Origin of the sequence: Kitasatospora sp. NPDC047058 (assembly GCF_040643935.1) — a bacterium.
Classification (GTDB): domain Bacteria; phylum Actinomycetota; class Actinomycetes; order Streptomycetales; family Streptomycetaceae; genus Kitasatospora.
This window is the reverse complement of the sequence record NZ_JBEYVJ010000025.1, coordinates 26,291-45,461: the sequence shown is the minus strand read 5'-3', so window position 1 is coordinate 45,461 and position 19,171 is coordinate 26,291. Positions and strand designations below refer to the sequence as shown.

Below are 19,171 nucleotides of genomic sequence, written 5' to 3'. Positions count from 1 at the left end.
GTAGCCCAGCGAGTCCCGCTCGCCGTGCCGGTCGAGCAGCCCGCGGACCTTGTCCTCGTCCTCGGCGGTCAGCTCCGGCTTGGGCTTCTCCGGGCACCGCCGCCCCCGTCGCGGCCGAGGCCGGCCTGCCGTTCGCGGCGGCGGAGGACTTCGGCGGCCGGCGGGCCTTCTCCGCCACCTGGTGGGGCACCACCGGGGCGGCGCAGTACCGGGCGGTCCTGCGCGCCGCCCGGCAGGCCCGGGCCGACCTGCTGGTCACCTCGGTGCTGTGCAACGGCGCGCTGCTCGCCGCCGAGACGCTGGACATCCCGGTGGCGGTGATCGGGCTCTCCGTCCACCTGTGGGACTACCGCAGCGGCGGCGACGGCGAGCCGCAGTTCGGCCGGACCAGGGAGAACCGCACCCGCGAGTGCCTGGACCTGTACGCCGCCACCCGGGAGCAGGCCGGACTGGCCGGGCGGCCGTCCCGCTGGGCCCGGCACCGGGACGCCGGCGGCCCGCTGCTCGGCGAGGCGCTGCTGCTGCGCGGCGGCCCGGAACTGGAGCACCCGGGCGCGGTGCTGCCCGAGCGGGTGCACCAGGTCGGGCCGCTCGCCTGGGAACCCGCGGCCGACCGGGCCGAGCTGGCGGCGGTCCGGGCCCACCTGGAGCGCTCCGGCAAACCCGTCGTCTACGTCCACCTGGGCCGCTTCTTCGGCGGCGGCAGCCCGTGGCCCCGCCTCAACGCGGCCTTCACCGGCGGCCCGTTCCAGGCCGTCGTCGAGCAGGGACGATCGACCGACCCGCGACCCGCCCCCGGGGCCGACCTCCTGCTCGTCCGCAAGCCGTGGCTGGGGCCGCTGGTCGACCTGGCCGGCCTGGTGCTGACCAGCGGCACGTCCGCCCCGGTGCTCGCCGCCCTGCTGCGCGGCCGGGCCCTCGGCGTCTCGCCCAACGGCTCCGAGCAGCCGCTGCTCGCCGGCGCCCTGCTCCGGGCCGGCGTGGCCGTGCACGTCCCGAGAACGGCGGCGCCGGACGCGTCCGCGCCGGTCGAAGCGGCCTGGCGGGACGACCTGCTGCGGGAGCGCGCCCGTCGGCTCGGCCGGCGGCTGGCCGCCGCGGACGGCGCCGCCCGCGCGGCCGAGGTCATCGAGCACGCGGCCGGGCAGCCGGCCACCTCCACACAGAACCGGGAGAACCATGGGTACGCGATCAGCAGGCCTGGACACAGCGGTCGTGGCGGAACTGTCGACGGGGGCGCTGCACTGGATGCGCCTCCACTCGGGCTTTCTTGACTCGCCGTCGGGCCGCGCCGAGCTGCCGCTCACCCCGCGGGTCAAGGCCCTGCTGCAGCTCGCCCTGCTGCGCCGCTCCTGGGAACGGGCCGCACCGGAGGACCCCGGCCTGCCGGAGGTCACCGGGACCGTCCAACGCGTCTGGCGCGACCCCGGCTTCCCCGCCCAGCTCGCCGCCGAACCCCGCTACGCCTGGCAGTTCCGGCTGGCCTACGGCGCGCTGGCACCCGCCGGGCTCACCGACGGCCCGCACCCCGCCGTGCTCGCCGAACTGGCGGCCGACGGCTTCCCGGCCCCGCGCCGGCAGTCGGCCTTCGGCAGCCTGGAGACCCGGTACTACGCCGACCTCGCCGGGCTCCGGCACCACCTGCGCTCCTACCGGGAACTGTACGAGGCCGGCCGGCTGGCCCGGCACGGCGACCACCGGCCGCTGGCCGACCTGGACGTCTGCGACGTCACCCACACGGTGTTCCACCTGACCGACTTCGGCTTCCGCACCCCCGGCCGCGGCCACCCGGACGCCGTGCTGACCGGCGCGGCCCTGGAGCACGCCCGCGACCGGGTCCGCCGGCTCACCGAGGAGACCGTGCGCCGCGAGGAGTGGGACCTGACCGGCAAGCTGGTGCTCGCGCAGCACTGCCTCGGCCTCGACCCGCTGCGCACGCCGTCCGGGGCGGCCGGGCTGCGGATGCTCGCCGAGGTCCAGTCACCCGGCGGCGCGATCCCCGGACGGTCCGCCGGCGACCGGGCGGACGAGGCCCCGACCACCGTGGAGTTCTTCCGCAAGGCCTACCAGTCGACCCTGGTGACCGCCCTCGCCACGCTGATCGTCCTGCACGGGCGCCCCGGCGGGGCGGACCGCGCCGACGAGCCGCCGGCGGCCGTCCGGGGGACGCGGTGACCGGGGCCCGGGCGCAGGAACGCACCGGGAACCCGGCCGGCGCCCGCATCCTCCGCGGCGAGCGGAACTGGTGGTTCCTCGGCCCGGGCGGCGGGCTGGCCCGCCTGCGCGACGGACAGCTGACCGCCGACGGACGGCTGCTGCCCGGCACCGAACGCCGGCTGCGCGACCACGGCCTGCTGACCACCGCACTCCCGCACAGCTTCTCGCTGACCGTGCTGACCAGCACGAACTGCAACCTCGGCTGCGGCTACTGCTTCCAGAACACCGGTCAGGACCCGGACGGCGGCAGCCGTCCGCCGCGGATCGCCCGGACGCGCCTGACCTCGCGGACCATCGACTCGATCCTCGACTTCACCGACCGGCGGATGGCCGCCGCCGGCGTGACGGAGCTCCGGGTCCTGCTGTTCGGCGGGGAGCCCCTGCTCAACCCGCGCGGCTGCCTGGAGCTGCTGGAACGGGCGGCCGGCCACGGACTGGCGTCCGCCTGGATGATCTCCAACGCCACCCTGCTCAGCCCGGCCCTGGCCGCCCGGCTGGCCGGCCTCCGGCTGCGCTCCGTCCAGGTCAGCTTCGACGGCGACCGCCCCGACCACGACCGGATCCGGATCCGGCGGGCCGACGGCGGCGGGACCTTCGACACGACCGTCCGCAACATCGTCCGCGCCTCCGCGGTCTCCCCACTCCGGTGGATCCTGCGGGTGAACGTCTCCCGGGAGACCTACCGGGGCGTCGACGCGCTGGTCGACCGGCTCGCCGCGGCGCTCGACCCCGCCCGGTGCACCCTGTACTTCGCCCAGGTCGGGGACGTGGGCATCGGCTACGGCAACGACCTCCTGCACAGCCGCGACCTGTCGGCCCGCTTCACCCGCTGGCAGCGCCGCGCCCTCGACCTCGGCTTCACCGTGAGCCGCCCGCAGGCCCACCGGCCGTGCGTCACCTGCGGCTACGGCGACGGCCGCTACGGCGCGGTGGTCAGCGCGGACGGCACGCTGGCGAGCTGCTGGGAGACCGCGGGCCGGGCCGACTGGGAGGTCGGCACGATCACCGGCGGGTACCTGCCCGGCGCGGTCACCCGGGAACGCTGGGTCGGCTGCGAGGACCTCTACCGGCGCACCGAGGACCGCCACACGCTCGCGGACTTCCACGACACGGTGGACGCGGCCCTGCTCGACTACCTCGACGAGACGGGGCGCCTGTGACCACGCCCCCGGACGCCCTGCCGCCGGCCGCCACGATCCCGGACGCCCTGCCGCCCTACGCCCTGCCGCCGGACCTGCGCCGGCTGTCCGCCGGCGCCCTCGGCTGGCTGGACCGGAACCTCGACCGCTTCGACCCGTACGCGCGGGGCCCGGGCCGCCCGGCGCACGGCACGGCGTACGCCGACGCGAAGGCCGCGCTGGAGCTGGCGCTGCTCCGCCACTGCTGGGCCCGGCTGGACACCGGCGACGACCCCCGGCTCGACCGGGTGACCGCGCTGGTCCGCACACTCTGGCAGCACCCGGACTTCCCCCGGCTCGTCACCGCCGAACCCCGCTGCGCCGCCTACTACGGGCTGGTCTACGCCGCGCTGGCGCCCGACGGCATCGACGACCGGCCGTGCCGGGCCGTGCTCGCCGGGCTGGCCGCCGACGACCTGTCACCGCGGGGGAGGTCGCCCTACCAGCGGCTGGAACTGCGGTACTACGCCGACAAGGCCGGCGTGCCGCACACGGTGGAGCCCTACCGGGACCTCGTCGCGCGGAACGTCCTCGTCACGCTGCCCGCCGAGGCCGCCGAACGCGCCGTGCCGGACGGCGAGGCGCCGGTCACCGTCCCCGAGGCGTACGCCGTCACGCACTCCGCCTTCTACCTGACCGACTTCGGCCGGACCGGCCCGGGGCTGTCCGCCGGCGCCCGGGCGGACGCGGCGGAGCTGGTCCGCCGCCTGCTGGAGCACTGCGTCCGGCGCGACTGGTGGGACCTGGCCGCCGAGCTGCTGATCACCCAGGTCTGCCTGGGCCTGGAACCGCTGCGCACCCCCTGGGGCAGGGCCGCCGTCGCCTGCCTGACCCGGGCCCAGCAGGGCGACGGCGCGATCCCCGGACGGTCCGCGGGCACCGGGGTGACGGCGGCCGACCCGGCCGGGGCGTTCTTCGCGAAGGCCTACCACACCACCCTGGTGACCGCCCTGATGACGCTGCTCGTCTCCCCGGCGGGTGCCGCATGACCTTCCCGCCGACCCTCATCAACCGCGAGTACACCCGCCTCTGGTTCGGCCAGGCCGTCTCCTCCGTCGGGGACGCCGTGTTCGGCACCACCCTCGTGCTCTGGGTGGCCACCGTGCTGGCCAAGGGGAAGCCCTGGGGGCCGCAGGCGGTCAGCGGTGTCGTGTTGGCGACCAGCGCCGCCGTCCTGTTCGTCGGCCCGCTCGCCGGCGTCTTCGTGGACCGCTGGGACAAACGCGCCACGATGCTCGGCACCGAGGTCATCCGCGGCGGACTGGTCGCCGCGCTGACCGCCGTCTCCTTCCTGCCCGCCGGGGACCTCCCGGCCGGGGTCTGGCTCGGCCTGATCTACCTGACCGTGCTGGTCCTCAACGCGGCGGGCCAGTTCTTCACCCCGGCGCGGTTCGCGGTCGTCGCGGAGTTCGTCTCCGACGACGCCGACCGCGCGCGGGCGGCCGGCATCGCCCAGGCGACCGGGCAGACCGCCTGGATCGTCGGCCCGCCGCTCGCCGCACCGCTGCTGTTCACCGTCGGACTGCAGTGGGCGCTGCTGTTCAACGCGCTCTCCTACCTGGTGTCGTACGTCGCCATCCGCTCGGTGGACATCCCGCCGGCACCGGCCGCCGGCCCGGACCGGTCGGGCGCCGAACGGGCCAGCCTGGCCAAGGAGTTCACGGCCGGCCTGCGGTTCTTCGTGCGCAGCCGGTTCCTGGTGGCGCTGCTGCTGCTCACCGTGGTCGGCCAGCTCGGGGTGGGCGCCCTGTCCACCCTGAACGTTTTCTTCGCCACCGGGAACCTGCACGCCTCCGCCCACCTGTACGGCTACCTCGGCATGGTGACGGGGATCGGCGGGATCGCCGGCGCGCTGGCCGCGGGCCGGGTGGTGGGGTGGATCGGCGCCCGGCGGACGACCTGGATCGGCCTGATGGTCAGCGGCGCCCTGCTGGTCCTGTACTCCCGGCAGACCGTCTTCCCCGCCGCCGTGGGCGTGCTGTTCGTCTTCATCCTGCCGATCACCATGCTGAACACGGCCATGGCGCCGCTGCTGCTGGCCGCGACCCCGCAGGAGTTCCGGGGCCGGGTGCTCGCCGTGTTCTACCCGGTCACCCGGCTGGCGGCGATGCTGACGGCGGTGCTGGCCGGCTGGCTCGCCGGCAGCGGCCTGCGGGACTTCAGCGGCTCGGCGGCCGGGATCCGGTTCGGCCCGATCGACACGATCTTCGCCGCCTCCGGGGTCGTCGTCGTCCTGGCCGGCGTCTGCGCGCGGTTCGCCCTCCCCGGCCCGGACGCCGCACCGGCCGCCGGGCCCGGTCCCGCCCGGCCCGACGCCGAGCCCGACGCCGAGGCCGGGGACGAGCCCGGGAGCGGGCCCGACGGTGACCGAGGCGGCGGCGGAGACGACGGCGGGAACGGGGGCGGACCCGGCCCCGGCCCGGCCGAGCCCACCCTCAAGGGCACCCGGTGAACTGCCCCGCGTGCGGACGCCACGCCGCCGACGCCGACCGGTTCTGCGCCGGCTGCGGCGCGCCGCTGGCGGCCGGCGCCCCGCAGCGCGAGACGCGTCGCAAGGTGTCCATGCTGTTCCTGGACGTCGTCGGCTCTACCGCCCTCGCCGAGCGGCTGGACCCGGAGCCGCTGCGGCAGGTCATGGACCGGTACTTCGCCAGCTGCGGCGCCTGCATCGCCGAACACGGCGGCGTGGTGGAGAAGTTCATCGGCGACGCGATCCTGGCGGCCTTCGGCGCCACTGTCGCCCACGAGGACGACGCGGTCCGGGCGGTGCGCGCCGCCACCGGGGCGCTCGCGGCGCTGGCCGGCCTCGCCGCCGAACTCGACGCCCGCTACCAGGTGAAGCTGGAGGCACGGGCCGGCATCTGCACCGGCGACGTCGTGGTGATCACCAGGGCGGGGGACGACTTCCGGGTCGTCGGGGACTCGGTCAACACGGCCAGCCGGCTGCAGACCGCCGCCCGGCCGGGCGAGGTGCTGCTCTGCGCCGACACCGCGGCCGTGGTGCGCTGGCAGGTCGGCATCGAGCCCGTCGCGCCGCTGCAGCTGAAGGGCAAGGCCCGGCCGGTCCCGGCATGGCGGGTCACCGACCCCGCACCGGCCGCCGACAGCCCCGGGCCGGTCACCCCGTTCATCGGCCGGACCGACGAACTGGAGGAGCTGGCGCACAGCTTCCGGCGGGCGAGGCTGCGGCGACAGGTCTGCCTGGCCACGGTGCTCGGCGTGCCCGGCATCGGCAAGTCCCGCCTGGTCCGGGAGTTCCTCGCCGGCCTGCCCGACGGCGAGGTGACCGTCCTGACCGGCCGCTGCTCGGCCTACGGCCGCGGGATCACCTACCGGCCGCTGGCCGAGATGCTCGGCTCGCTCCCCGGCGGCTGGCCCGCGCTCAGCCGGCTGCTCGCGGAGGACGCCGGCCCCGCCGACGGGGCGCCGGCGCCCGGCCTGGTCGCCCGTACCCTGGGCACCGTGGTGGAGCAGGACGGCAGCACCGGCGGCTCCGGCGGCACCGGCGTCACCGGCCAGGTCGGCGTCGAGGACATCGCCTGGGCGGTGCGGCAGCTCCTCGAAGTCCTCGGCCGGTCGCGGGCCGTCGTCATGGTCTGGGACGACCTGCACCGCTCCGAGGAGACCCTGCTCGACCTCATCGACGAGGTCGCGACCTGGCTGCACGGCGTCCCCGTGCTGCTGCTCTGCGTCGCCCGCCCCGAGCTGCTCGACCTCCGCAGCGCCTGGGGCGGCGGCAAGCCGTGTGCGACGACGCTGGAACTCGGGCCGATGGACGCCGGCCAGACCGCCGAACTGGTCGGGCGGTTGGCGCTGCGCGGCGACGTCCACCCGCAGCAGCACCAGGAGGTGAACAGCCGGGTCGCCACCCTGTGCGACGGCAATCCGCTCTTCGCCGAGCAGCTCATGGACGTCTTCGCCGAGACCGCCCCCGGCACTCAGGTCCCGCCCACCATCCAGGCGATCCTCGGCGCCCGGCTGGACCAACTGCCCGCGGCCGAACGCGGCCTGCTGGAGCTCGCCGCGGTGATCGGGCGCGAGTTCACCCGGGAGCTGCTGCGCGAGCTGGCCGAGGCGGACGGTCTCGCCGCCGCCGAGGCCGACGAGGCGATGGCGCGGCTGGCCCGGCGGCGCGTCCTGGAACGCGGCCCGGCCGGCACCTACCGCTTCGCGCAGGCCCTCCTGCGGGACACCGCCTACGAGTTCACCCCCAAGACCCGGCGCGAGCGCTGGCACGGCCACCTCGCCGAACGGTTCGGCCGGGAGCGGCCGCAGGACGCGATGGCCGTGGTGTACCACGTCGAGGCGACGAGCCGGCTGCGCCGCCAACTGCGGCCGGGGGAGCGGGACCTGCCGCCGCTGGCCGGCCCGGCGGCGGACACCCTGATCGCCGAGGGGATGGCCGCGCTGACCCGCAAGGATCTGCCCGCAGCCGTCCAACTGCTGGAACGGGGGCGCGAGTTGCTGCCCGACGGCGACCCCCGGCACGCCCCGCTCGCGCTGCACGTCTGCGACGCCGGGATCTGGCTGCAGGACGAGCGGCGGTGCCGCGACGCGCTCGCCGCCGCCGAGGCCGCACTGCCGGGCGACCCCCGCAACACGGCCGTCTGCGCGGTCCAGCGCGGCATCGTCAGGCTCCGGTTCGGCCTGGCCCCGCCCGGAGCCGTGGCGGCCGACGCGGCCGCGCTCACGGCGGAGCTGGAACGCGACCCCGGGGACGACCTCGGCTGGTGCCGCCTCCACCAACTCACCGCCCACCTCGACCTCGCCGCCGAACGCGCCGCCTCCGCCGAGGCCTCGCTGCGGCTCGCACTGGCCCGCGCACAGACCCTCGGCGACCGCTACGAGGAGGACCGACTGCTCTGCGCCGTCTGCGAGTTGGCGCAGTGGGCGCCGACCCCGGTGGCCGCCGGACTGGAACTCTGCGCCCTGCTCGGCCACCGTTTCGCGGCCGGCCGGGCCCTGCTCATCCCGGTCCTGGTGACCAGGGCCCACCTGGAGGCGCTCGGCGGCGACCTCGACGGCGCCCGCCGCACCGTGGCCGACGCGCTCGCGTACTCCGGCGAGGTGCACGCCGACCTGGCCGACGCGGTGGTGCTGGACGCCGCCGGTTTCGTGGAGTCGCTGGCGGGAGCCCACGAGGTGGCCGAGGCGCGCTACCGGCAGAGCCTGAGCGTGCTGAGCACCACCGCGTACGCCCAGGACACCCGGAACACCGAAGTCGCCATCGCCCGCGAGCTGTTCGCCCAGGGCCGGACCGCCGCCGCGACGTCCGCCCTGGACCGGCTCGACCGGCTCGACAGGGAAGGTGGCGACGGCGGGACGGGAGGCGGTGCGGGCCTGCGGGCCCGGCTGGGCGCGGCCGCCCTCCGCGGCCGGATCGCCTCCGCCCACGGCCGGCACGAGGAGGCGGTGGCCGCCGCCCTGGCCGCCCGGTCCCTGGCCGACGGCTCCGACGACCTGTGCCTGGCCGGGGAGACGCTCTTCGACCTGGCGGTCGTGCTCCGCGCCGCCGGGGAGCGCAGCCGGGCGAACGCGGCCGGGGCCGAGGCCCTGCGGAGGTTCGAGCAGAAGGGCGCCACCCTGCCGGCCGGCCGGATCCGCGCCTGGCTGGCCGCCGCGGAGCCCACGGGGAAGGGCGCTACCCATGACTGACCTCCCGCCGACCGGGGCCCCGCCGGCAGACCCCCCACTGCCCGGACCCCCGCCGGCCGGCCTGCCGCCCTGGCGCAGACCCCCGCGCGACCACTTCCCGGGTGTGCCCGCCTGGAGCCTGCCCGTCTCCACGGTGCCGCAGGAGCCCTTCGACATCACCCCGCTCGGACCGGTCACCCCGGAGTGGGCCTGGGGCGGCTCCGACGGTGCCGGCGTCCGGGTGTGCGTGCTCGACAGCGGGGTCGACGGCGACCACCCGTTGGTCGGCGGGCTCGACCGTGCGCTGGACGTGGTCCGCGGCGAGGACGGCGAACTCGCCGTCACCCCGGTCGAACCGGGCGACGCGTCCGGCCACGGCACAGCCTGCGCGAGCGTGATCCGCTCCCTCGCCCCCGCGGTCTCGCTCACCTCGGTCCGCGTCCTGTCCAGCGGCCGGCACGGCAGCGGCGCCGCCCTGCTGACCGGACTGACCTGGGCGATCGAGGAGGGCTTCGACGTCATCAACATGAGCCTCTCGACCACCAAGCCCGACTTCCGCGAGGCCCTGCGCGACCTCGCGGACGCCGCGTACTTCCGGCGCTGCGTCATCGTCGCGTCCGCCCACAACATGCCGGTGCGCAGCTACCCGTGGCCGTTCGCCTCGGTCATCTCGGTGGCCAGCCACGACAGCCCCGACCCGATGACCTACTACTACAACCCGTCGCCGCCGGTGGAGTTCTACGCCCGGGGCGTCCGGGTGCCGGTGGCCGGGCCGGGCGGCCGGCGGCTGCTCAGCACCGGGAACAGCTTCGCGACCCCGCACATCGCCGGCATCTGCGCGCTCATCCTCGGCAAGCACCGTGCGCTCACGCCGTTCCAGCTCAAGTCCGTCCTCTACCTGGCCGCCGAGAACGTGTCGGCCGTGAACGCGTCCGACGCGTCCGAAGCGTCCGCCGTGAACGGAGCCGTACCCGAGGGAGGTGCGTGTGTCGACTGACCCGCCGGAGACCGGACCACGGGAGACCGGCCCGCTGGACCGGGACGACCTGCCGCAGCGCAGACTGCTCCAGTCGATCGTGGAGGTCGCCCGCAGCGTCTTCGGCGCGGCCGCCGCCTCCGTGCTCCTGGTGGACGAGACGAACGGGGACCTCGTCTTCGAGGCCGTCGCGGGCGAGGGCGAGCGGCACCTGCTCGGGACGCGGTTCCCGGGCGGTACCGGGATCGCCGGCTGGGCGATGGTCTCCGGCCAGCCCGTGGTGATCGACGACGTCGCGCAGAGCACCCGGTTCGCCCGGAAGGCCGCGGAGTCGACCGGCTACGTGCCGCGCAGCATCATGGCCGCCCCGCTCATCTGCGAGGGCGACTGCATCGGCGTGCTGGAGGTGCTCGACCACGACAGCCGGCAGCGCTGCGACCTCGGCGACATGGCCTCCCTCGGGCTGTTGGCGACCGAGATGGCGACGGTGCTGGAGCTGCTGCTCCGGCTCCGGTCACGGGACGCCGGCCGTGCCGCCCTCCCCGGCGCGGCCCCCGGCCCGCAGGACGGCCCGCCGCTGCTGCAACGGGTGGCCGAGAGGCTCCCGCTGGCCTCCGACCACGTGGCGGCGACGGTGACCAAGCTGCTGGTGATGGCCGACGAGCTGCTGGCCGGTGACGATGGCTGACGCCCGCCCGGCCGCCCCCTCGGCCTTCCTCGCCCAGCTCGCGCACCCCGCGCGGGTGCTCGACGTCCGGCCCCGGCCGGTGCCCTGCGTGCTGCTGCTCAGCCGGGCCTGCGACGGCGAGCTGGACGCGGTGCAGGACCGGCTCGCCGCCGAGGGCGTCCGCACCGCCCGGCTGAACGCCGACGAACTGCTCGCCACCGACCTGCTGGTGGCCCCGGACAGCCGGGCGGCCCGGCTGAACGGCCGTTGGCTGGCCCCCACCGTGACCTGGATCCGGCACTTCGCGGTGTCCGCCGTCGAGGCGCCCGCGACCGGGGTGCCGGGCACCGGAACCGCCGGGGACCGGGCCCGCACCCGGTTCCTCCGCGAGTCCTGGCAGGCCGCGGCCGGCCAGCTGGCCACGATCTCCGGGACGGCGATCCGCCCGCGCCGGCCCGGCCTGCTGGCCCAGTTGCAGCTCGCGCGGCGCCACCGGATCGCGGTGCCGCGCACCCTGCTGACCACCGACCCGTCCCGCGTCGGGGACGCGTTCGACTGCCCGCGGCTCGTCCTCAAGGCGGCGCACCACCACTTCGTGGAGTCCGCGCCCGGGCGGCTGACCGGGGTCTTCCCGGTGATCGTCGAGCGGACCGGCCAGGGCGCCGCCCCGCCGTCCCCCGGCCCTTCGTCGCCCGGCCCTTCGTTCGCCGCCCCGCCGTCCGCCGCCGGGCACCCGGCCCCGCCCGTGATCGTGCAGGAGTACGTCGAGCACGAACAGGAGCTGCGGGTCTACTACGTGGCCGGGCGCCTCCACGCCTTCCAGGTGACCAAGGACGACCCCGCCGACCCCTGGCTCGCCCCCGACCGGGTCGGGGTCCGTCCGGTGGACCCGCCGCCGGCGGTGGTCTCCGCCACCCGGACCCTGGCCGCCGCGATGTCGCTGCGCTACGGCGCGTTCGACTTCCTGCTCAGCGCCGGCACCCCGGTCTTCCTGGAGGTCAACCCCGACGGCGACTGGTGCTGGGCCGAACAGCGCACCCGCACCACCCCGGTCACCACCGCCGTGACCGCCATGCTCGCCGCCCTGCACCGCCGCGCACTCCCCGCCCCGGGCCCCTTCGACCTCCTGGCGTTCCTCACCGCCCCACCGGACCGCCCGTAGCCTCCCGCGGCCGCGCGCCCTCCGGAGCCTCCGCCGCGGGAGCCCTCCGCCGCCCGACTAAGCTGGGCGGCGAGAACGCCCGGACCGCAGGAGGTTCCATGAGCCAGACCGAAGCCCCCGACGCCGTGCTCCCGGTCGGGGTGATCGGCCTGGGCGACATCGCACAGAAGGCGTACCTGCCGGTCCTCACCGCGCTGCCGGGCCTCGACCTGCGTCTGATGACCCGTGACCGGGCCAAGCTCGACCGCCTCGGCGACACCCACCGGATCGCGCCGGAGCACCGGTTCACCGACCTCGGCGAGCTGATCGGCAGCGGCATCCGGGCCGCCTTCGTGCACGCCGCCACCGACCAGCACGTGCCGATCGTCGAGCAGCTCCTCACGGCCGGCGTCGACGTCTACGTCGACAAGCCGCTCGACCAGACCCTGGACGGCGCCCGCCGGCTGGTCGGCCTCGCCGACCGCACCGGCCGCTCGCTGCTGGTGGGCTTCAACCGCCGCCACGCCCCCGGCTACCTCCACGCGCTGGAGCGCCCACGGGACCTGATCGTGCTCCAGAAGAACCGCGAGGGCCTCCCGGAGGCGGCCCGCAGCCTGGTCTTCGACGACTTCATCCACGTCGTCGACACCCTGCGCTTCCTCGTCCCGGGCGAGATCGAGCACGTGGACGTCCGCTCCCGCACCCGCAACGGCCTGGTCGAGCACGTCGTCCTCACCCTCGCCGGGGAGGGCTTCACGGCGCTGGGCATCATGAACCGCGTCTCCGGCTCCACGGAGGAGGTGCTGGAGGTCTCCGGCGCCGACTCCAAGCGCGAGGTGCACAACCTCGCCGAGATCATCGACCACCGCGGCCAGCCCACCACCCGCCGCCGCGGTGACTGGGTGTCCGTCGCCCGCCAGCGCGGCATCGAGCAGATCGTCCTCGCCTTCCTCGACGCCGTCCGCACCGGCAAGACCCTCGACGCCCACGACGCGCTGCGCACCCACGAGCTCTGCGAGCGGATCGTGGCCCGCATCGAAGCCGGCTGACGTGCGGTCGGCCCACTCGCGTTCCACGATGCGGGCGGGGCGTTCGGTGTGACGGTGGCGGGGAACGTACGATCAGCCAATGTCTGACATGACGGAAACCACGCCCGGCTGGCTCGGTCCCGAGGAGCTCGAGACCACCCGGGCCCGGATGCCGATCCTGTACGTCGAGGCGGTGCCGGTACGGGTGGACGACGCGGGTGAGGTCGTCCAGATCGGGCTGCTGCTGCGGATCGGCCCGGACGGGACGGTCAGCCGCACGCTGGTCTCCGGCCGGGTGCTGCACCACGAGCGGATCCGCGACGCGCTGCTCCGGCACCTGGAGAAGGACCTCGGCCCGGTGGCGCTGCCGCGGATCCCGGCCTCGCTGCAGCCGTTCACCGTCGCCGAGTACTTCCCGACGCTGGGCATCACCGAGTTCCACGACCCCCGGCAGCACGCGGTGTCCCTCGCCTACATCATCCCGGTCGCCGGGGACTGCCGGCCGCGCCAGGACGCGCTCGACCTGGTCTGGTTCAGCCCGCAGGAGGCCGCGTCGCCGCTGGTGCAGCAGGAGATGCCCGGCGGGCAGGGGGTGCTGCTCAAGCGGGCCCTCGCGCACGTCGGCTGCCTCTCCTGACCCGGCCGGCCGCCGATGTCCTGGGTGCTGCACGTCGACCTCGACCAGTTCGTCGCCGCGGTCGAGGTCGCGCGCCGGCCGGAGCTGCGCGGCCGGCCGGTCGTGGTCGGCGGCACCGGGGACCGGACCGCGCGCGGGGTGGTCTCCACCGCCTCGTACGAGGCCCGCGCGTTCGGGGTCCGCTCGGGCATGCCCCTGCGGGTGGCGGCGCGGCGCTGCCCGGAGGCGGTGTTCCTGCCCGTGGACGCGCCGGCCTACCGGGAGGTCTCCGGGCGGTTCACGGACACCCTGCGCCGGTTCCCGGTCGTGGTGGAGGTGCTCGGCTGGGACGAGGCGTTCGTCGGCGCCGAAACCGACGATCCCGAGGCGCTGGCCGCCGGCATCCGCGCGGCGGTGCGAGAGGCGACCGGGCTCTGGTGCTCGGTGGGCATCGGGGACAACCGGCTGCGCGCCAAGCTGGCCACCGGCTTCGCCAAGCCGACCGCCCCCGGCGGGGGCGCCGCCGGGCACTGCTTCCGGCTCACCCGCGAGAACTGGGCGGCGGTGATGGGCGGACGCCCGACGTCGGCGCTCTGGGGGATCGGCGGCAAGACCGCCCGGAAGCTGGCCGCGGCCGGCATCGGGACGGTGGGCCAGCTGGCCGCGGCCGACCCGGCCGGGCTGGCCGAGCGGTTCGGCCCGACGATGGGGCCCTGGTTCCGGGCGCTGGCGCTCGGTGCCGGTGACACCGAGGTCACCGCCGCCCCGCACGTCGCGCGCTCGCACAGCCGGGAGACCACCTTCCAGCACGATCTGGCGGACCGTGCGGAGATCGGCCGTCAGGTCGCCGAGCTGGCCGGGCGGGTGGCCGGTGACGTGGCCGCCGAGGACCGACCGGCCGTCCGCGTCACGGTGAAGGTCCGCTCCGCGCCGTTCCTCACGCACACCCACGGCCTCACCCTGCCGGCGCCCACGAGCGACCCCGGCGAGATCACCCGGGCCGCGCTGGAGCTACTGGAGCGGTTCGACCTGGACCGCCCGGTCCGCCTGCTCGGCGTGCGCGCCGAGTTCGCCGAGGAGGACGTCCGCCGGTCGTGACGGCGGCTCAGGCCGACGGCGGGTGCGGGCAGGAAAGGCGGCCGCGCGTCGCCTGATCGCGCGATGCCCAGTCAGATCACTTGCTGAGGGGAGTCGATGACACCTCGACGGGCGCGGGCGAAGGCGAACGTGCAGGTGTGGGCGGCTCCGGGAGGGTGCGGAACAGCAGCCAGCTCAGTGCGGGCATCGCGATCAGCGGCGTGAGCGCGGTCTGCAGCGAGGTCGCGTCGGCGAGGCGCCCGATCAGCGGACTCGCCAGGCCGCCGACGCTGACGGTCAGGCCGAGCGTGATGCCGCCCGCGGTGCCGACCCGGGTGGGCAGGTAGTCCTGGGCCAGCGTCACCTGCAGCGAGAACGGCACGTACAGGCCGGCCGAGGTCAGCGCGGTGAACAGGTAGAGGGCCGGCCCGGGGACCAGGACCAGGCCGGCCACGGCGGCGACCGTGACCAGGTAGGACCGGCGCACCACGGCCACCCGGCCCCAGCGGTCGGCCAGCCGCCCGCCCAGGACGGTGCCCACGGCGCCGCCCAGGTACAGCACGAGCAGCGCGGCCGTCCCCGCGGCGGTGCCGCCACCCGTCCGCTGCCGGGCGTAGAGGGAGACGAAGGTGCTCAGCCCGACGAAGACGACGGACCGGCAGACGACGGCGAGGGTCAGCCTCAGGAACGAGGCGCGGTCCTCGGCGACCGCGGCCGGGCCGGCCACGCCCGCGGCGGCGGAACCGCCCGCCCGCCGCCGCTCCAGGCCGCGCAGCACGGGCAGGCACAGCACGCTGCCGGCCAGCGCGGGCAGCACCAGCAGTGGCGAGAGCCGCAGTCCGCCGGTGGAGACCACCGCCGCCACCAGCACCGGCGCCAGGGCGAACCCGACGTTGCCGCCCAACGAGAACCACCCCATCGCGGTGTGGCTGCCGTCGCTCGCGAGCCGCGCCACCCGGGCCGACTCCGGGTGGTAGGCGGCCACGCCGAGCCCCGAGACGGCCACGAACGCCAGTGTGAGCGGGTACGAGCCGGCGAGCCCGCTCAGCGCGATGCCCAGGCCGCCGAGGACGGTGCCGGCCGGCAGCAGCCAGGGCATCGCGTGCCGGTCGGTCAGGACGCCGAACAGCGGCTGCGCCACCGAGGACAGCAGCGAGGCGGCGAGCACGATGCCCGAGACCGCGGCGTAGGTGTAGGCGCGCTCGGCGACGAAGAACGGGACCAGGGCGGCCACCGCGCCCTGGTAGACGTCGACGCAGGCGTGCCCGGCGGACAGGAGGAGGAGTGCTCGGTTCTTCGACACCCGGCCATCGTCACGGGCCGCCGGGGTGTCGGGCTTCCGATACTCTGCCAATCGATGCAGGAAATCCGCCACGAGTCCGTCGCGCCGACCCGCGCCCAGTGGCTGCGGCCCGGGACGGGCATCGACGCGCACCGCCACGACGACCACCAGATCGCCTACGCCGCCCGCGGGGTGCTGGCCGTCACCACCGACGTCGGCACCTGGGTCGCGCCGGCCACCCGCGCGCTCTGGGTGCCGGCCGGGACGGTGCACGCCCACCACGCCCACGGCGCGCTCGACCTGCACCTGGTGGGCCTGCCCGCGGCGGACAACCCGCTCGGCCTGGACCGGCCGACCGTGCTCGCCGTCGGGCCGCTGCTGCGCGAGCTGATCCTCGCCTACACCCGCGCCCCGGAGGACGGGAGCCCCGAGCGGCTGCGGCTGCGGGCCGTCCTGCTCGACCAGGTGGCGGCCTCGCCGCAGCAGCCCGTCCACCTGCCGGCCCCGGCGGACCCCCGGCTGGCACGGCTCTGCGCGATCCTCCGGGACGATCCCGCCGACGGGCGCACGCTGGCCGCGCTGGGCCGGGAGGTGGGGGCGAGCGCACGGACGCTGTCCCGGCTCTTCACGTCCGACCTCGGGATGACCTTCCCGCAGTGGCGCACCCAGCTCCGGCTCTACCGCGCTCTGGTGCTGCTGGCCGAGGACGTCCCGGTGACGGCGGTGGCGCACCGGTGCGGCTGGTCCTCGGCCAGTACGTTCATCGACGTCTTCCGCCGCGCCTTCGGCCACACCCCGGGCGCCCACCGCCCGGGCTGACCCGCACGCCCGCCGGACGGGCCGGCCCACACGGCAGCCGAGCGGGCCGGCCCTGCCGGCTGGGTCACCCGTGCGAGAACGGGATCCTCGGCAGGACGCGGTCGAGCCAGGCCGGCGTGTGCCAGGCGGCGCGGCCGGTGAGCCGGAGCAGGACCGGCAGCAGGACGAGCCGGACGAGGGCCGCGTCGAGCAGGACGGCCACGCCGAGCACGATGCCCATCTCCTTGGGCGGGAGCGGGCCGGAGACCGCGAAGGTGAAGAAGACCGCGACCATCACCGCGGCGGCCGCGAAGACCACCCGCCCCGAGTGGGCGAGCGCGCCGACCATGGCCCGGCGCGGGTCGCCGGTGCGCTCGTAGTGCTCCTTCGCGGAGGCGAGCAGGAAGACGGTGTAGTCCATCGCGATGGCGAAGATCATCGCGAAGAAGAACACCGGCGCCCAGCCGTCCAGGAAGCCCTGCGGGGTGAAGCCGAGCAGCCCGCTGCCGTGGCCGTCCTGGAAGACGAGCTTCGCGACGCCGAACGCGGCGCCGGTCGAGAGCAGGCCGGCCGCCGTGCCCAGGGCCGCGATCAGCGGCGCCCGCAGGGCGACGAGCAGCAGCAGGAAGCCCAGGCCCATCACCACGCCGATGACCAGCGGGGTCTTCTGGGTGAGCAGGTGCTGCAGGTCGAGGTTCTCCACGGCCGCGCCGCCGACCAGGGTGTGGTCGGGGAGTGCGTCGCGCAGGTCGTGCACGGTGCCGCCGAGGCCGGGGTCGGAGGGGTCGACGGCGGGGACGGCCTGGATCATCGACCAGTCCGAGCCGTCGGCGGCGCGCTGGGCGGGCAGCACGCCCGCGATGCCCGGTGTGGTGGCGAGCTGCGCGCCGACCGCGTCCGCCCGGTCGGCGGGGGCGAGGATCTGCAGGGTGCCCGGGGCGCCGGGGCCGAAGGCCTGCTGGACGGCGGCGTACCCGGCGCGGGCGCTGTCCTGGGCGGGGAGGACGTCGATGGACGGCATCGCGGTGCGCAGGCCGGTCACCGGGGCGGCCAGGGCCAGCAGGGCGACCAGCGCCAGAGCGCCGTAGCGGACGGGGTGCCGCCAGAGGCGTTCACCCCAGGCCGCGAACCGTGGCGAGCGGGGCGCGCCGGGCTTCGGCCAGGGCAGCCCGAGGGAGTCCACCCGGTGGCCGAGCCGGCCGAGGACGGCGGGCAGCAGGGTGAGGGTGGCGGCGAGCACGAACAGGACGGCCAGCATGATGCCGCCGGCCATCGACCGGAACGCGGGGGAGGGCACCAGCATGACGGCGGAGAGGCTGACCAGCACGGTCGCACCGGAGAGCAGCACGGCCTTGCCGGCGGTGTCCATGGTCTCGGCCACCGCCTCGGCGGTACTGCGGGCGCCGCCGGTGCGGGACGGGGTGGTGCGGGCACTGCGGAAGCGGACGACCAGGAAGAGGGCGTAGTCGATGCCCAGCGCGAGGGCGAACATCATGGCGAAGTTCATCGCCCAGACCGACACCGGGAAGAGGTGGCTGATCAGGACGAGGGAGCCGGCCGAGGCGGCGAGGCCCGCCATGGTCAGGAGCAGGGGCAGTCCGGCGGCGACCAGCGAGCCGAAGGCCAGCACCAGGATCGCCAGGGTGACCGGCCAGGACATCACCTCGGACTTCATCATCGCGTCGTGGTTGGCGGTGTTGAAGTCGCTCCACAGGACGGAGGCGCCGGTGGCGTGGACCTCGATGCCGTCCCCGGAGAGGGCGGTGGTCACCTGCGGGGCGAAGGCGCCGAGGGCGACGACGACCAGCAGCCAGCCGGCCAGGACGGCCCGGACGTGCCGGACGGCCCAGATCCCGAGGCGGCCGAGCAGGCCGGGGCGGGCGGCGGCCCCGGAGGGCGCGGAGGGTGGCCGGTCGGCCAGCAGGGGGTCGGGGCGGTTCAAGGGTTCTCCCAGGTCGTGCGGGGGCGGATCGCCCGGAAAAATACCTACGGGGGTATAGCTGGGGGCAGCCGGAGCCCGGGCCGACGGGCGCGGCCGGGCGGTGCGGCGCGGCCGGGCGGTGCGGCGGGGGTGGGCGGTGTGGCGGGGGTGGGTCCGGCGGGCGTCAGGCGGAGAGGCTCGCGAGGGCCGCCCGCAGGCGGGCCGCGGCCTCGTCGGCCACCTCGGCGAGTTCCGGCCGCCCGGTGAAACGGACCATCAGGTCCGGGTCCATCGCCTCGACGACCGTCCGGCCGTCGGCGGAGCGCACGACGACGTTGCAGGGCAGCAGCAGGCCGATCTGCCGGTCGATGCCGAGGGCGCGGTGGGCCAGCGGCGGGTTGCAGGCGCCGAGGATGAGGTAGTCCTCCATCTCCTCGCCGAGCTTGGCCCGCATCGTGGCCCGGATGTCGATCTCGGTCAGGATGCCGAAGCCCTGGTCCGCGAGCGCCGACCGCACGCGGTCGACGGTCTCGGTGAACGGGGTGTCGAGGGTGACGGCGATGCCGTGGTCCATGGTGGGTATCTCCCCTGGTCGGAGCCGGTGCCGTGGCGGCGGACCGCCGCCTTCGGATACCC

The 19,171-nt window shown here is 75.9% G+C and carries 16 protein-coding genes; 13 read left to right on the top strand and 3 right to left on the bottom strand.

What is annotated here, in order from left to right:
- The 12 genes from ABZ885_RS06260 to ABZ885_RS06205 form a co-directional block, all read left to right on the top strand.
- Positions 1–1,274, top strand: a 1,274-nt coding sequence (locus ABZ885_RS06260; protein ID WP_360183934.1) for a hypothetical protein, incomplete at its 5' end; no start/stop codon positions are given.
- Positions 1,216–2,175, top strand: a complete 960-nt coding sequence (locus tag ABZ885_RS06255; protein WP_360183932.1) for a hypothetical protein — start codon at positions 1,216–1,218, stop codon at positions 2,173–2,175. The genes ABZ885_RS06260 and ABZ885_RS06255, both read left to right, overlap by 59 nt.
- Positions 2,172–3,377, top strand: coding sequence for a radical SAM protein (locus ABZ885_RS06250; protein WP_360183930.1), 1,206 nt, complete (start codon positions 2,172–2,174; stop codon positions 3,375–3,377). Before ABZ885_RS06255 ends, ABZ885_RS06250 begins: the two co-directional genes overlap by 4 nt.
- Positions 3,374–4,384: a hypothetical protein gene (locus ABZ885_RS06245; protein ID WP_360183928.1), complete on the top strand. Its 1,011-nt coding sequence runs from the start codon at positions 3,374–3,376 to the stop codon at positions 4,382–4,384. Before ABZ885_RS06250 ends, ABZ885_RS06245 begins: the two co-directional genes overlap by 4 nt.
- Positions 4,381–5,847: an MFS transporter gene (locus ABZ885_RS06240; protein WP_360183926.1), complete on the top strand. Its 1,467-nt coding sequence runs from the start codon at positions 4,381–4,383 to the stop codon at positions 5,845–5,847. The genes ABZ885_RS06245 and ABZ885_RS06240 overlap by 4 nt, the downstream gene beginning before the upstream one ends.
- Complete coding sequence (locus ABZ885_RS06235) at positions 5,844–9,050, top strand: adenylate/guanylate cyclase domain-containing protein (RefSeq protein WP_360183924.1); 3,207 nt, start codon at positions 5,844–5,846, stop codon at positions 9,048–9,050. Before ABZ885_RS06240 ends, ABZ885_RS06235 begins: the two co-directional genes overlap by 4 nt.
- Positions 9,043–10,026, top strand: a complete 984-nt coding sequence (locus tag ABZ885_RS06230; protein ID WP_360183922.1) for a S8 family serine peptidase — start codon at positions 9,043–9,045, stop codon at positions 10,024–10,026. Before ABZ885_RS06235 ends, ABZ885_RS06230 begins: the two co-directional genes overlap by 8 nt.
- Positions 10,016–10,693 (top strand): GAF domain-containing protein, encoded by a 678-nt coding sequence (locus ABZ885_RS06225; protein WP_360183920.1) that lies wholly within the window; start codon positions 10,016–10,018, stop codon positions 10,691–10,693. The genes ABZ885_RS06230 and ABZ885_RS06225 overlap by 11 nt, the downstream gene beginning before the upstream one ends.
- A complete protein-coding gene (locus tag ABZ885_RS06220) occupies positions 10,680–11,834 on the top strand; it encodes a hypothetical protein (RefSeq protein ID WP_360183918.1) in 1,155 nt (384 codons plus the stop codon). Before ABZ885_RS06225 ends, ABZ885_RS06220 begins: the two co-directional genes overlap by 14 nt.
- A gap of 98 nt (positions 11,835–11,932) precedes the next feature.
- Positions 11,933–12,862, top strand: a complete 930-nt coding sequence (locus ABZ885_RS06215; protein ID WP_360183916.1) for a Gfo/Idh/MocA family oxidoreductase — start codon at positions 11,933–11,935, stop codon at positions 12,860–12,862.
- Positions 12,863–12,950: 88 nt separating this feature from the next.
- A complete protein-coding gene (locus tag ABZ885_RS06210) occupies positions 12,951–13,478 on the top strand; it encodes an NUDIX hydrolase family protein (protein ID WP_360183938.1) in 528 nt (175 codons plus the stop codon).
- 24 nt (positions 13,479–13,502) lie between these two features.
- Complete coding sequence (locus tag ABZ885_RS06205) at positions 13,503–14,555, top strand: DNA polymerase IV (protein WP_360183914.1); 1,053 nt, start codon at positions 13,503–13,505, stop codon at positions 14,553–14,555.
- Between the two features lie 76 nt (positions 14,556–14,631).
- On the opposite strand, the gene ABZ885_RS06200 is transcribed toward ABZ885_RS06205, so the two are convergent.
- Positions 14,632–15,837, bottom strand: a complete 1,206-nt coding sequence (locus ABZ885_RS06200) for an MFS transporter (protein WP_360183912.1) — start codon at positions 15,835–15,837, stop codon at positions 14,632–14,634.
- A gap of 54 nt (positions 15,838–15,891) precedes the next feature.
- Here ABZ885_RS06200 and ABZ885_RS06195 point away from each other — a divergent pair, with 54 nt between their 5' ends.
- Positions 15,892–16,635: a helix-turn-helix transcriptional regulator gene (locus ABZ885_RS06195; RefSeq protein ID WP_360183910.1), complete on the top strand. Its 744-nt coding sequence runs from the start codon at positions 15,892–15,894 to the stop codon at positions 16,633–16,635.
- A gap of 64 nt (positions 16,636–16,699) precedes the next feature.
- On the opposite strand, the gene ABZ885_RS06190 is transcribed toward ABZ885_RS06195, so the two are convergent.
- Together ABZ885_RS06190 and ABZ885_RS06185 are read right to left on the bottom strand one after the other, a co-directional pair.
- A complete protein-coding gene (locus ABZ885_RS06190; protein WP_360183908.1) occupies positions 16,700–18,556 on the bottom strand; it encodes an MMPL family transporter in 1,857 nt (618 codons plus the stop codon).
- Between the two features lie 163 nt (positions 18,557–18,719).
- Positions 18,720–19,109 carry a DUF302 domain-containing protein gene (locus ABZ885_RS06185; RefSeq protein ID WP_360183906.1) on the bottom strand — a complete coding sequence of 130 codons (390 nt, stop codon included), beginning with the start codon at positions 19,107–19,109 and terminating at the stop codon, positions 18,720–18,722.
- Positions 19,110–19,171: the final 62 nt, after the last annotated feature.